Genomic DNA, 13,620 nt, shown 5'->3' with positions numbered 1-13,620 from the left:
CACAGTTGCCCGTGTTGACCAATGTGGCCGGCTGATCGGGACCGGCGCAGCAGCCCAGAGAGAGGCGAGGCATGAGTGACGATCAGGCGCTGACCGGTCCGGGTACGCAGACCCGTCGGACCCTGCTCACCGGTGTCGGGGCGATCGGCGCAGCCGTCGTACTGGCTGCCTGCGGCAGCGACGACGACAACGACGCCGGCAGTGGCGCTCCCACCAGCGGCGGCCCGGCGGTGCCCAGCACCGGCGACGCTGGCGGCGGTGACCGGCAGGACGCGCAGTCGGTGGCCACCACCACCGACATCCCGGTCGGCGGCGGCAAGATCCTCCCCGCGGGCGTGGTCATCACCCAGCCGACTGCCGGCCAGTTCAAGGGCTTCAGCGCCATCTGCACCCACCAGAACTGCCCGGTGACGAACGTCGACGGCGGCACCATCAACTGCACCTGCCACGGCAGCAAGTTCTCGATCGAGGACGGTTCGGTGAAGGCCGGTCCGGCCACCAAGCCGCTGCCGCCCAAGAACATCAAGGTCACCGGCGACCAGATCTCGCTGGCCTGACCGGCCGGCGCGTCCAGCCCGGCCCCGTCGGTTCGGGCCGGCGCGGCTCAGCCGCTTGATCGACTCGCGTTCCGGGAAGTCGGGGTGTGCGGCGCCCGTCGGCACGCCGACTTCCCGGAGACCGAGTGGATCTTGCGTGATGGTGCCGGACGGGGTCGGTGTCGGGGGGCCGGACTAGGCTTGCTGGCGTGGCTGACCCCTCGACCTACCGTCCCGCACCCGGCACCATTCCGGAGTCGCCGGGGGTCTACCGCTTCCGGGACGGCACCGGTCGGGTGATCTACGTCGGCAAGGCGAAGAACCTGCGCAGCCGGCTCAACTCCTACTTCGGCGACGTCTGGAATCTGCACGAGCGCACCCGGCAGATGGTCACCACCGCCGAGTCGGTTGACTGGATCACCGTCGGCACCGAGGTCGAGGCGCTCCAGCAGGAGTTCACCTGGATCAAGCAGTACGACCCGCGGTTCAACGTCCGCTACCGCGACGACAAGTCCTACCCCTACCTGGCCGTCACCCTCGACGAGGAGTACCCGCGGCTGCAGGTGATGCGCGGCGCCAAGCGCAAGGGGGTGCGCTACTTCGGGCCGTACTCGCATGCCTGGGCGATCCGGGAGACCCTCGACCTGCTGCTCCGGGTGTTCCCGGCCCGGACGTGCTCCGCCGGGGTGTTCAAGCGGGCTGGCCAGGTCGGTCGCCCCTGCCTGCTCGGCTACATCGGCAAATGCTCGGCGCCCTGCGTCGGCACCGTCTCCGCCGACGAGCACCGAGACATCGTCGACGACTTCTGCGACTTCATGGCCGGTCGCACCGACACCATGGTCCGCAAGATCGAACGTGAGATGACCGAGGCGAGCGAGCAGCTGGAGTTCGAGCGGGCCGCCCGGCTGCGGGACGACGTGGCGGCGTTGCGCCGGGCGATGGAGAAGCAGACCGTGGTGCTGGGCGACGGCACCGACGCCGACGTGGTCGCGTTCGCCGACGACCCGCTCGAGGCGGCCGTGCAGGTCTTCCACGTCCGCGACGGCCGGGTCCGCGGCCAGCGCGGCTGGGTGGTGGAGAAGACCGAGGAGTTGAGCACCGGCGACCTGGTGCACCACTTCTGCACCCAGGTGTACGGCGGCGAGCACGGCGAGGCGGACGTGCCCCGAGAGCTGCTGGTTCCCGAGCTGCCCGCGGACGCCGACGCACTGGCCGACTGGCTCTCCACCCACCGGGGCAGCCGGGTGTCGCTGCGGGTGCCCCAGCGTGGCGACAAGCGCTCGCTGATGGAGACCGTGGAGCGCAACGCCAAGGACGCGCTGGCCCGGCACAAGCTCAAGCGGTCCGGTGATCTGACCACCCGGGGAAAGGCGCTGGACGAGATCAGCGAGGCGCTGGGCATGCGCACCTCGCCGCTGCGCATCGAGTGCTTCGACATCTCCCAGATCCAGGGCACCGACGTGGTGGCCAGCATGGTCGTCTTCGAGGACGGGCTGCCCCGCAAGAGCGAGTATCGGCGGTTCATCGTCCGGGGCGCCACCGACGACCTCTCCGCGATGTCCGAGGTGCTGCGCCGTCGCTTCGCCCGCTATCTGGACGCGCGTTCGGAGACCGGCGAGGTGGGGGTGGAGTCGGCCGACGAGCTGGAGGCCCCGTCCGGCGCTGAGGAGCCACGGATCGGCACCCTCGTCGACCCCACCACTGGCCGGCCACGCAAGTTCGCGTACCCGCCGCAGTTGGTGGTCGTGGACGGCGGCGCGCCGCAGGTCGCGGCGGCCGCCCAGGCCCTCGCGGGGCTGGGCATCGAGGACGTGGCGCTGTGCGGGCTGGCCAAGCGGCTGGAGGAGGTCTGGCTCCCCGACGACGAGTTCCCGGTCATCCTGCCGCGTACGTCGGAGGGGCTCTACCTGCTGCAACGGATCCGCGACGAGGCGCACCGGTTCGCCATCACCTTCCACCGGCAGCGCCGCTCCAAGCGGATGACCGAGTCCGCGCTGGACCACGTGCCCGGCCTGGGGGAGGTGCGGCGCAAGGCGCTGCTGCGGCACTTCGGCTCACTCAAGCGGCTCTCCGCCGCCACGGTCGAGGAGATCACCGAGGTGCCCGGGGTGGGCCGTCGCACGGCCGAAGCGATCCTTGCCGCGCTCGACAAGGGCACGGGGGTCGTCGAGGGCGTCGAGGCGACGCCGAGTTCGTGAACCCGCCGCCATTCGGCATTACCACCACACTCTGACCCACCCGGCGCGGGCGAACCCACCGCCAGCCGCCGAACGGTGCGCGTTTGCCTCATGATCGTGCTGGATCCTGGATGTAGTGGCCTCGTTCGCGCCGCGTGGGGACTGTTTCCTGGATCGAGCACGATCTCGCCCGGGCAGCCCGCCTGTCCGCGCGCTGTCCGCGTGCCCTGCGCTGTCCGGGTGCCCTGCGCACCCGCGCTGTCCGCGTGCCGCGTGCCGTCCGCGCCGCCGCGCGGTCTGTAGACGCGGCGCTGTCCGCGTGCCGCGTGCCGTCCGCGCACCCACACGATCTGTGGACCCGGCGCGGTCTGCGCACCCCGTGCCGTGTGCCCCCGTGTTATCTGGGACCGCGCGCCGTCGGCGCAACCGCGTCGTCTGCGAACGCGCGGTTTCACCCGGCACGGCGCGAGCGGCGGCCAAGATCTGCGCACTCCGTGCCGTCTGTGGTCCCGCGTCCATGGCCCGCGCCGTCGGCGCATCTGCGTCGTCTGCGAACCCCGCACTGCGGTCCGCGTCGCGCCCGCGGCCTCACCTCACCCGTCACCCAGGCCCTCGCGGGCGGTGAGCCCTGCTGGGAGACCGACGGTCGGGCGGGTCGACAACGGGGGACACCCGCACGTTTGAGCGTGATACCTGAGAGTCATATTGATACCTCAGAGTCATCACGCTCAATAGCACGCGCCCGCCCGCCGAGCGGCGGCCTCTTAGGTCTGCGCACCTCCGGGAAGGTGTGGGCGTCGGCGTGTCGGGAGGCAGCGCTTTCCCGGAAGTGTGTGGCTCGACGCCGGTCGACGTGGGCGGGCGGGTGGGCGTGGTGTCCGGTTCGGGATGCGAGCCCGGGTGTGACGCGCTCGGGGTAGATCGCCGGTGGGTCCCGGTTGTGGGCCGGAGGGGCGGGTTGGGGTTGTCGGCCCGTGGCGGGCTGGGGTGTCGTCCCGTTTGGGGTGGGCCGTCCCGTGGTCGGGGCCACCCTCAGCGTGGAATCGGGGGCCGGCCCGGGTCGTTATACCTGGCATGCGACCGTGGCCCCCTGGCCCGGTGCGCGGCAGCCGCCGGGAACACCCGACCGGCCGGCACGGTTACATCCCCCTGTAGCCAGCCGCCAGCCGCCGGGAACACCCGACCGGCCGCCACGGTTACACCCCCGGAACCCCGAGCAGGTCCCCCCGGATCGCCGGACCGTTCCCCCCTTCTTGAACTTCCTTGACGCGGCACCCCCCTGCCGCGTGCACCCCCGATGCAGAGGAGCACGCCATCATGCGTACCGATCTGATTCGTAAGACCGCTCTGACCGCTGCTGGACTCGCCTTCACCGGCGGCGCCATCGCCGGCCCCGTCACCGCCGCCTACGCCGCATCCGATGCCAAGCCCACCAGCCAGACCCAGTCCGACCGCAAGCCCTCGGGTGAGCGCCAGCTGGGTGTGCGCTACGAAGCGCAGCCGAACTTCTACTACTGCGGCCCCGCCGCCGCCCGCAACGCCCTGTCCGTGCAGGGCAAGGACATCAGCGTTGACGCCATGGCCAAGGAAATGGGCACCACCGAGGCCGGCACCAACTCCATCAACGACATCACCCCGGTGCTGAACAAGGAAACCGGTAAGAACGACGCCTACCGCAGCGTCGAGATCAGCACCCCCGCCGCTGACGGCAAGCAGACCGACAAGCTGCGCGCCGACGTGGTGAAGACCGTGGATGACGGTCGGGCTGTGGTGGCGAACATCGCCGGCACCAGCGTCGACGTCGACGGCACCAGCCACTCCTTCGAGGGTGGGCACTACATCAGCGTCGTCGGCTACCGCGACAACGGCAACGTGGTGAAGATCGCCGACTCGGCCGATCCGAACCAGGCCTCCTACGAGGTCACCGTCGAGCACCTCGCCGACTGGATCGCCACCCGCGGCTACGCCACCAGCTGACACCCAGCAACCAACAACGAAGGGCCGGACCCCCACAAGGGGCCCGGCCCTTCGTCACGCCTAAGTCAGGGACGCGGTCAGGCCGGGGTGGTGTCGCCGAGGACGGCCAGGATCTGCTCGCCGTACTTGGCGAGCTTGTTCTCGCCGACCCCGCTGACCCGCGACAGCTCGGCCAGCGAGCCGGGCGCGTCGCTGGCGATCTGCCGCAGCGTCGCGTCGTGGAAGATGACGTACGCCGGAACGCCCTGTTCCTTGGCGGTGGCCGCCCGCCAGCCGCGCAGCCGCTCGAAGACCGACGCGGCGGCCGGGGCCAGCTCGGCGACCACGGTGGCCGAGCCGCGTGGCTTTGCCGACCGGCTCGACGCCGGCCTCTCCGGCTCGCGGCGCATCGTGACGGTGCGCCGGCGGCCCAGCACGTCGGCGCTCGCCTCGGTCAGTGCCAGCGTGCCGTAGTCGCCCTCCACGGCGAGCAGTCCTTCGGCGAGCAGTTGCCGGACCACGCCCCGCCACTCGGCCTCACGCAGTTCGGTGCCGATGCCGAAGACCGTCAGCGAGTCGTGGCCGTACTGGCTGATCTTGTCGGTCTGCTTGCCGAGCAGGATGTCGATGCAGTGCCCGGCGCCGAACCGCTGGTTGCGTTCGCGGTCGAGGCGGAAGATGGCGGAGAGTAGCTTCTGCGCGGCCACCGTGCCGTCCCAGGACTCCGGCGGGGTGAGGCAGGTGTCGCAGTTGCCGCACGCCGTCGCCGTCGTCTCGCCGAAGTATTCGAGCAGCTGGACCCGCCGGCAGCGCACCGTCTCGCAGAGTGCGAGCATCGCGTCCAGGTGCGCGGCGAGGTTGCGGCGGTGCGCGAGGTCGCCGTCGGACGTCTCGATCATCTTGCGCTGCTGGACCACGTCCTGGAGCCCGTACGCCAGCCAGGCGGTGGACGGCAGGCCGTCCCGGCCGGCGCGGCCGGTCTCCTGGTAGTAGCCCTCGACGGACTTGGGTAGGTCGAGGTGGGCGACGAAGCGGACGTCGGGCTTGTCGATGCCCATCCCGAAGGCGATGGTGGCCACCATCACCAGGCCGTCCTCGCGCAGGAAGCGCTGCTGGTTGGCGGCGCGGGTCCTCGCGTCCAGCCCTGCGTGGTAGGGCAGCGCGGCGACCCCGTTGGCGGTGAGGAACTCGGCCGTCTTGTCCACCGAGGCCCGGGACAGGCAGTAGACGATCCCGGCGTCGCCGGGGTGCTCGTCGCGCAGGAGGGCCAGCAGTTGCTTGCGCGGCTCGTGCTTGGGCACGATCCGGTACTGGATGTTGGGCCGGTCGAAGCTGGCCACGAAGTGCCGGGCGTCGTCGAGCTTGAGCCGGGTGGCGATCTCGGTGCGGGTGGCGCTGGTCGCGGTGGCGGTCAGCGCGATCCGCGGGACCTGCGGCCACCTCTCGTGCAGCATCGACAGCGCCAGGTAGTCGGGGCGGAAGTCGTGCCCCCACTGGGACACGCAGTGCGCCTCGTCGATCGCGAACAGGCCGATCCGGCCACGGTCCAGCAGGGCGAGGGTGGACCGGACGCCGAGCGCCTCCGGGGCCAGGTAGAGCAGATCCAGCTCGCCGGCCAGGAAGGCTGCCTCGACCCGGCGTCGAGCGTCGAGCGTCTGGGTCGAGTTGAGGAAGCCGGCCCGTACGCCGACCGCGGTGAGCGCGTCCACCTGGTCCTGCATGAGCGCGATCAGCGGGGACACGACGACCGCGACGCCGTCCCGGACCAGGGCCGGGATCTGATAGCACAGCGACTTGCCACCACCGGTGGGCATCAGCACCAGCGCGTCACCGCCGGCGACCACGTGGTCGATCACCTCCTGCTGGAAGCCGCGGAAGGCGTCGTAGCCGAACACCCGGCGCAGCACCGGCAGCGCGTCCTCGGTACGCAGGTCGGTGGGGGAAGCCATCCGCGGAGTCTACGAGCCAACCCCGACAGCGCCCGCCCGGCGCACCCACGGGCGGGTGTGCCGGACGGGCGGCGCGGTCAGCCGGGCTGGCTGGACCGGTTGGCCAGCCCGCGGGGCGGTGCCTTCATCCCCACCACGATGTCGACGATCTCGATGTAGCGGGCCTTGTTGCCCATCCGGAACGCGGTTGCGGCCGCGTTGATCTCCTCCAGGGTGTCGCCCTCGACCATGGTGACCTGGTCGTACTTGCCGTTCACCCCGGTGCAGACGACGTGGGTGAGCTGTTTGGCGAGGCGGCCCAGGTCCCGAGCATGCTCGGCGGAGACCTCGTGGATGCCCTCCCGGCCGAGGGCGAAGTACTCCGGGCTGATCCGCATGAACAGGAAGCCGATGTACTTGTTCTTGTCCGCCAGATCGTGCATCGCACCCTCCCAGATGTCGGCCTTGACCTGCGACGATCACGATGAGCGTATTTACAACTACAGATCGTCATCAAGGGTGGCGACTGTCGGGAGGGCGACCCGAGACCGTGGATCGCCCGCCGAGGCGCGACGGGTCCCGGACCTTGGCCGGGCGGCGGGATAGAGTCGCTGATTGACCAATCGCGGCCGAGGGCGGCCGCGGCGCCACGGCTTGGGGGTACGGGTGAGCGAGGCGCGCACAGCCGGCGACGGGATCGACGTCCCGGCGGCCACCGACGGGCCACCGGCGGCGGAGTCGGAGACCACGCTCGTGGTGGTCACCGGGCTCTCCGGTGGCGGCCGCAGCACGGTCGCCCGGGCGCTGGAGAACGTCGGCTACTACGTGGTGGACAACCTGCCGCAGGCGCTGATGCTCGACATGGCCGAGCTGGCGTTCAAGGCCGGCGGCGCGGCCCGGCGTACCGCGATGGTGCTGGACGTGCGCTCGCGTGCCTTCTCCACCGACCTCGTCGGGGCGATCCGGGAGCTCAAGGAGCGCGGTTTCTCGCCCCGGGTGATCTTCGTCGATGCCGACGACGAGGTGCTGATCCGGCGGTTCGAGAGCGTCCGGCGCTCGCACCCGTTGCAGGGTGACGGGCGGCTGGCCGACGGCATCGCCGTGGAGCGCGGGCTGCTCGAGGAGGCCCGCGACCAGGCCGACGTGATCATCGACACCAGCCACCTGAACGTCAACCAGCTCCGCCGGCGCATCGAGGAGCTGTTCGGCGGGGAGGACGCCCGCCGGCTGCGTGTCACCGTGCTGTCGTTCGGCTTCAAGTACGGCCTGCCGCCGGACGCCGACTTCGTGCTGGACGCCCGCTTCCTGCCCAATCCGTACTGGGTGCCGGAGCTGCGCGAGCACACCGGACGGGAGGAGGCGGTCAGCGCGTACGTGCTGGGCCAGGAGGGCGCGGATGCCTTCGTCGCCTCGTACGCCGACCTGGTCAACGCCACCACCGCCGGCTTCGAGCGGGAGGGCAAGCGGTACCTGACGGTCGCCGTGGGCTGCACCGGCGGCAAGCACCGCAGCGTGGCCATCGCCGAGGAGCTGGCCGGCCGACTGCGCCAGTCCGGGCTGGCGGCCAACGCCCAGCACCGCGACCTGGGGCGCGAATGACGCCCCGCCGGGTGGTGGCGTTCGGCGGTGGGCACGGCCTGTCCGCCTCGCTGCGTGCGCTGCGCCACTGCGCTCCCGAACTCGACCTGGACATCACCGCCGTGGTCACGGTCGGCGACGACGGCGGCTCCAGCGGCCGGCTGCGCGCCGAGCGGGGCGGCCTGCCCCCCGGCGATCTGCGGCAGGCCCTGGTCGCGCTGGCCGGGGACCACCCGGCCACGCGCCGCAGCGCCGGGCTGTTCCAGCACCGCTTCGCCACGCCGCCCGCGGACGCGGCGCAGTACACGGAGCCGGCGTCGGGCGGCCCGGACGGTGGCGCTGGCCCGGCGTCGGCCGGCCCGGACGGTGGTGCCGGCCTGGCGACCGGCAGCCCGACCGGTGGTGCTGGCCCGGCGGCGGCCCGCCCCGACGGGCTGGCCGGGCACGCGGTGGGCAACCTGGTGCTCTGCGGGCTGATGGAGCTGCTCGGCGACCCGGTGGCCGCGCTGGAGCACGCCGGGGCGATGCTCGGCGCGGTCGGTCGGGTGCTGCCCATGTCTCGCCAGCCGGTGGGCATCGAGGCGCAGGTGCGTGGCGTCGATCCGGCCGCTCCGGACGAGGTGCGCACGGTGCGCGGCCAGCACCAGGTGGCGGTCACCACCGGGCGGGTCGAGTCGCTGCGGCTCACCCCGGCCGCCCCGGCGGCCTGCGCCGAGGCCCTCGCGGCGATCGGCGCGGCGGACTGGTTGATCTTCGGGCCGGGCAGCTGGTACACCAGCGTGCTGCCGCACCTGCTGGTGCCGCAGTTGGCCGACGCGATCGTGTCCAGCCCGGCCCGGCGACTGGTCACCCTGAACCTCGCCGCGGAGAAGGAGACCCTCCAGCTCTCCGTCGCCGATCACCTCGCGGCGCTGCACTGGTACCTTCCCGAGCTCAAGGTGGATCTTGTGCTGGCTGACGCCAAGGCGGTGGGTGACCCCGAACCGGTCGAACGTGCGGCAGAATCGCTGGGTGCCCGCCTGGTCCTCGCCCCCGTCGCCATCACTGACGGGACTCCCCGCCATGATCCGGCTGCCCTGGGCGCCGCGCTGGTGCCTGTACTGGGTGCCGATCGTTAGACACGTACGTAATCTCCGGCGACACGCCGGAACCGGTCCGTGAGGGGACGCACAATGGCGATGACGGCTGCGGTCAAGGACGAGCTGAGTCGGGTCGACGTGCCCAAGCCCTGCTGTCGGCGGGCGGAGATGGCCGCGCTGCTGCGCTTCGCCGGCGGCCTGCACATCGTCTCCGGCCGCGTGGTGGTGGAGGCGGAGTTGGACACCGGGGCGGTGGCCCGCCGGCTGCGCCGGGAGATCGCAGAGGTCTACGGGTACCCCAGTGAGATCCACGTGCTGGCCTCCGGCGGCCTGCGCAAGGGCAGCCACTTCATCGTCCGGGTGGTGAAGGACGGCGAGGCACTGGCCCGGCAGACCGGCCTGCTGGACGTGCGCGGTCGCCCGGTGCGCGGGCTGCCCCCGCACGTGGTGGCGGCGAACGTCTGCTGCGCGGTCTCGGCCTGGCGGGGCGCGTTCATGGCGCACGGCTCGCTCACCGAGCCGGGCCGGTCCAGCGCCCTGGAGATCACCTGTCCGGGGCCGGAGTCGGCGCTGGCGCTGGTCGGCGCGGCCCGCCGGATCGGCATCACCGCCAAGAACCGCGAGGTGCGCGGGGTGGACCGGGTGGTGGTCAAGGACGGCGACGCGATCGCCGCGCTGCTCACCCGGATCGGCGCGCACTCCAGCGTGCTGGCCTGGGAGGAGCGCCGGGTCCGCCGCGAGGTGCGAGCCACCGCCAACCGGCTGGCCAACTTCGACGACGCCAACCTGCGCCGCTCGGCACGCGCGGCCGTGGCCGCCGCGGCCCGGGTGACCCGGGCGCTGGAGATCCTCGCCGACGAGGCGCCCAACCACCTGACCGACGCCGGTCGGCTGCGCCTGGAGCACCGGCAGGCGTCGCTGGAGGAGCTGGGCGCCCTGGCCGAGCCGCCGCTGACCAAGGACGCCATCGCCGGGCGGATCCGCCGCCTGCTGGCACTGGCCGACAAGCGTGCCCGGGACCTCGGCATCCCGGATACCGAAGCAGCCGTCACGCCCGACATGCTCGTGGTCTGATAGGACGGTAAGGCCGCACGGTGCGCCCGGGAGCACGACCCGGCGCAGCGTGGCCTCGCACGCTCGGATATGGTCGCTGCGTACGGCAAGGGGGCCGACACAGGCACACCTCGTCGTGCCACCGCCTCGGGCGGTCAGGTCCTCAGACCGCGGCGGGGTGGCCGAGATGAACCGTCAACGGCCGGCTCCAACGGTCGGCGCACACCACTCCGCCGGCCCGTTGTCTGAAGCCGGCGGACCAGAACGCGAGGAGATGGGACCTGTGACCATCCGGGTTGGCATCAACGGCTTCGGCCGGATCGGCCGTAACTTCTTCCGGGCAGTGCTGGCGTCCGACGCCGACATCGAGGTCGTGGCGGTGAACGACCTGACCGACAACGCCACGCTTGCCCACCTGCTCAAGTACGACAGCATCCTGGGTCGCCTGCCCTACGAGGTCAAGGCCACCGCCGACGAGATCACCGTCGGTGGCAAGACCATCAAGGCGTACGCGGAGAAGGACCCGGCGTCGCTGCCGTGGGGCGAGGTCGGCGCCGACGTCGTCATCGAGTCGACCGGCTTCTTCACCGACGCCACCAAGGCCAAGGCGCACGTCGCCGGCGGGGCCAAGAAGGTCATCATCTCCGCCCCGGCGAAGAACGAGGACGTCACGGTCGTCATGGGCGTCAACCACGACCAGTACGACCCGGCGAAGCACACCATCATCTCCAACGCTTCGTGCACCACCAACTGCCTCGCCCCGATGGCGAAGGTCCTGCACGACACGTTCGGCATCCAGCACGGTCTGATGACGACGATCCACGCGTACACCCAGGACCAGAACCTCCAGGACGCCCCGCACAAGGACCTCCGCCGGGCCCGGGCCGCCGCGCTGAACATCGTGCCGACCTCGACCGGTGCGGCCAAGGCCATCGGTCTGGTGCTGCCGGAGCTCAAGGGCAAGCTCGACGGGTACGCCCTGCGGGTGCCGATCCCGACCGGCTCGGTCACCGACCTCACCGTCAACGTGGGTCGCGAGACCACCGTGGACGAGGTCAACGCCGCGCTGAAGGCCGCCGCGGACGGCCCGCTCAAGGGCATCCTCGTCTACAACGAGGACCCGATCGTCTCCACCGACATCGTCACCGACCCGGCGTCGTGCATCTTCGACGCGCCGCTGACCAAGGTGGTCGGCAACCAGGTCAAGGTCGTCGGCTGGTACGACAACGAGTGGGGCTACTCCAACCGCCTGGTCGACCTGGTCAAGCTGGTCGGTTCGTCGCTGTGAGCATCCGGACCCTCGACGACCTGCTCGCCGAGGGGGTGTCGGGTCGGCGCGTGCTGGTGCGCGCCGACCTGAACGTCCCGCTCGACAAGCAGACCGGCGACATCACGGATGACGGCCGGATCCGCGCGGTGCTGCCGACGCTCGGTGCGCTGGTCGAGGCCGGCGCCAAGGTGGTCGTCTGCTCGCACCTGGGCCGCCCGAAGGGCAAGCCGGACCCGCAGTTCAGCCTCCGCCCGGTAGCCGGGCGGCTCGGTGAGCTGCTCGGCGCGCCGGTGCACTTCGCCACCGACACCGTCGGTGACTCCGCCCGGTCCACCGTCGCGGGCCTGGCCGACGGTCAGGTCGCCCTGCTGGAGAACCTGCGCTTCAACGCCGGCGAGACCAGCAAGGACAACGCCGAGCGGGGTGCCTTCGCCGACCAGCTCGTCGCGTTCGGCGACGCATACGTGGACGACGCGTTCGGTGCCGTGCACCGCAAGCACGCCAGCGTCTACGACGTGCCAGCCCGGCTGCCGCACGTGGCCGGCCGGCTGGTGCTGCGCGAGGTCGAGGTCCTCTCCAGGCTCACCAGCGACCCCGAGCGGCCGTACGTGGTGGTGCTCGGCGGGTCCAAGGTCTCCGACAAGCTGGCGGTGATCGAGGCCCTGCTGCCCACGGTCGACCGACTGCTCATCGGTGGCGGGATGTGCTTCACCTTCCTCAAGGCCCAGGGCCTGGAGGTGGGCACCTCGCTGCTGGAGAAGGACATGGTCGAGACCTGCGGCAACCTGCTGGAGCGGGCCGCGGGCAAGATTCTGCTCCCGGTCGACGTGGTGGTCGCGGACGCGTTCGCCCCGGACGCCGCGCACGACACGGTCCGCGTCGACGGCATCCCGAGCCACCGGCTCGGGTTGGACATCGGCCCGGAGACGGTGGCCGGTTTCGCCGCCGCGCTGTCCCAGGCGAAGACGATCTTCTGGAACGGCCCGATGGGCGTGTTCGAGATGGCGGCGTTCGCCAACGGCACCCGCGGCGTCGCCGAGGCGATCACCAAGACCGACGCGTTCACCGTCGTCGGTGGCGGCGACTCGGCGGCGGCAGTGCGCGCGTTGGGGCTGGACGAGTCGTCCTTCGGGCACATCTCCACCGGCGGTGGCGCCTCCCTGGAATACCTCGAGGGCAAGACCCTCCCCGGCATCGCGGCCCTGGAGAACTGAATGGCGAGCACCACCCGTCGGCCCCTGATGGCCGGCAACTGGAAGATGAACCTCAACCACCTCGAGGCCAACCTGCTCATGCAGAAGCTGGCCGCGAGCCTCACCGAGAAGCAGCTCACCGCGGTGGAGACGGTCGTGTTGCCGCCCTTCACCGACCTGCGCACGGTGCAGACCGCCGTGGACGGGGACAAGCTGCTGATCGGCTACGGCGGGCAGGACCTCTCCCCGCACGCCGCGGGCGCGTACACCGGGGAGATCTCCGGCCAGATGCTGGCCAAGCTCGGCTGCACGTACGTGGTGGTCGGGCACTCCGAGCGGCGGGCCTACCACCACGAGGACGACGCGCTGGTCAACGCCAAGGTGAAGGCGGCGCTGACGCACGGCCTGACCCCGATCCTCTGTGTGGGGGAGGGGCTGGACGTGCGCGAGCAGGGCACCCACGTGGCGCACTGCTCGGAGCAGCTCGCCGGGGGCCTCGCCGGGCTCACCGCCGAGCAGGTCCGCCAGGTGGTGATCGCGTACGAGCCGGTGTGGGCGATCGGTACCGGCAAGACCGCGACGCCGGAGGACGCCCAGGAGGTCTGCGGGGCGGTTCGCCAGCGGCTGGCGGAGCGCTTCGACCAGGACACCGCCGACCAGGTCCGGGTCCTCTACGGCGGCTCGGTCAAGGCGTCCAACATTGCCTCGATCATGGCCCAGCCGGACGTGGACGGCGGCCTGGTGGGGGGCGCCAGCCTGGACGCGGAGGAATTCGCGCAGATCTGCCGGTTCCCGGAGCACATCACCCGCTGACCGCTCGGTATCCTTGACCCCGCCCGTCCGCCGGTCG

Annotated in this window: 11 protein-coding genes; 9 read left to right on the top strand and 2 right to left on the bottom strand. The window is 71.5% G+C overall.

The window, feature by feature from the left end:
- The first annotated feature begins 71 nt into the window (after nt 1-71).
- The 3 genes from OG470_RS34130 (at nt 72) to OG470_RS34120 (ending at nt 4,690) form a co-directional block, all read left to right on the top strand.
- Complete coding sequence (locus OG470_RS34130) at nt 72-557, top strand: Rieske (2Fe-2S) protein (RefSeq protein ID WP_328418762.1); 486 nt, start codon at nt 72-74, stop codon at nt 555-557.
- A gap of 188 nt (nt 558-745) precedes the next feature.
- Nucleotides 746-2,734, top strand: a complete 1,989-nt coding sequence (gene uvrC / locus OG470_RS34125; protein ID WP_328418761.1) for an excinuclease ABC subunit UvrC — start codon at nt 746-748, stop codon at nt 2,732-2,734.
- 1,296 nt (nt 2,735-4,030) lie between these two features.
- Nucleotides 4,031-4,690 (top strand): C39 family peptidase, encoded by a 660-nt coding sequence (locus OG470_RS34120; RefSeq protein WP_328418760.1) that lies wholly within the window; start codon nt 4,031-4,033, stop codon nt 4,688-4,690.
- Nucleotides 4,691-4,767: 77 nt separating this feature from the next.
- Here OG470_RS34120 and recQ read toward each other — a convergent pair whose 3' ends face one another.
- Together recQ and OG470_RS34110 are read right to left on the bottom strand one after the other, a co-directional pair.
- Nucleotides 4,768-6,618: a DNA helicase RecQ gene (recQ, locus tag OG470_RS34115; RefSeq protein ID WP_328418759.1), complete on the bottom strand. Its 1,851-nt coding sequence runs from the start codon at nt 6,616-6,618 to the stop codon at nt 4,768-4,770.
- Between the two features lie 77 nt (nt 6,619-6,695).
- The gene (locus OG470_RS34110; protein WP_328418758.1) at nt 6,696-7,040 is read right to left on the bottom strand and encodes a hypothetical protein; all 345 of its coding nucleotides are present in this window, start codon (nt 7,038-7,040) and stop codon (nt 6,696-6,698) included.
- Nucleotides 7,041-7,263: 223 nt separating this feature from the next.
- Here OG470_RS34110 and rapZ point away from each other — a divergent pair, with 223 nt between their 5' ends.
- From rapZ to tpiA, 6 genes are all read left to right on the top strand, one after another.
- Nucleotides 7,264-8,196 (top strand): RNase adapter RapZ, encoded by a 933-nt coding sequence (gene rapZ / locus OG470_RS34105; RefSeq protein WP_442931016.1) that lies wholly within the window; start codon nt 7,264-7,266, stop codon nt 8,194-8,196.
- Nucleotides 8,193-9,293: a gluconeogenesis factor YvcK family protein gene (locus OG470_RS34100; protein ID WP_328418757.1), complete on the top strand. Its 1,101-nt coding sequence runs from the start codon at nt 8,193-8,195 to the stop codon at nt 9,291-9,293. The genes rapZ and OG470_RS34100 overlap by 4 nt, the downstream gene beginning before the upstream one ends.
- A 54-nt stretch (nt 9,294-9,347) precedes the next feature.
- Nucleotides 9,348-10,328: a DNA-binding protein WhiA gene (gene whiA / locus OG470_RS34095; RefSeq protein WP_074312802.1), complete on the top strand. Its 981-nt coding sequence runs from the start codon at nt 9,348-9,350 to the stop codon at nt 10,326-10,328.
- Between the two features lie 262 nt (nt 10,329-10,590).
- Complete coding sequence (gene gap, locus OG470_RS34090) at nt 10,591-11,595, top strand: type I glyceraldehyde-3-phosphate dehydrogenase (RefSeq protein WP_328418756.1); 1,005 nt, start codon at nt 10,591-10,593, stop codon at nt 11,593-11,595.
- On the top strand, nt 11,592-12,791 hold the full coding sequence (locus tag OG470_RS34085) for a phosphoglycerate kinase (protein ID WP_328418755.1): 1,200 nt from the start codon (nt 11,592-11,594) through the stop codon (nt 12,789-12,791). The genes gap and OG470_RS34085 overlap by 4 nt, the downstream gene beginning before the upstream one ends.
- Nucleotides 12,792-13,583, top strand: a complete 792-nt coding sequence (tpiA, locus tag OG470_RS34080) for a triose-phosphate isomerase (RefSeq protein ID WP_328418754.1) — start codon at nt 12,792-12,794, stop codon at nt 13,581-13,583. It abuts the gene before it with no gap.
- The last annotated feature ends 37 nt before the right edge of the window (nt 13,584-13,620 follow it).

Source organism: Micromonospora sp. NBC_00389 (assembly GCF_036059255.1).
GTDB lineage: Bacteria > Actinomycetota > Actinomycetes > Mycobacteriales > Micromonosporaceae > Micromonospora.
This window is presented reverse-complemented; position numbering and strand designations above follow the sequence as displayed.

Bases quoted from the DNA above. Each gene is read 5' to 3' on its own strand.
- OG470_RS34130 (WP_328418762.1), top strand. From the start codon at position 72: ATGAGTGACGATCAGGCGCTGACCGGTCCGGGTACGCAGACCCGTCGG.
- OG470_RS34120 (WP_328418760.1), top strand. From the start codon at position 4,031: ATGCGTACCGATCTGATTCGTAAGACCGCTCTGACCGCTGCTGGACTC.
- recQ (WP_328418759.1), bottom strand. From the start codon at position 6,618: ATGGCTTCCCCCACCGACCTGCGTACCGAGGACGCGCTGCCGGTGCTG.
- OG470_RS34110 (WP_328418758.1), bottom strand. From the start codon at position 7,040: ATGCACGATCTGGCGGACAAGAACAAGTACATCGGCTTCCTGTTCATG.
- OG470_RS34100 (WP_328418757.1), top strand. From the start codon at position 8,193: ATGACGCCCCGCCGGGTGGTGGCGTTCGGCGGTGGGCACGGCCTGTCC.
- whiA (WP_074312802.1), top strand. From the start codon at position 9,348: ATGGCGATGACGGCTGCGGTCAAGGACGAGCTGAGTCGGGTCGACGTG.
- tpiA (WP_328418754.1), top strand. From the start codon at position 12,792: ATGGCGAGCACCACCCGTCGGCCCCTGATGGCCGGCAACTGGAAGATG.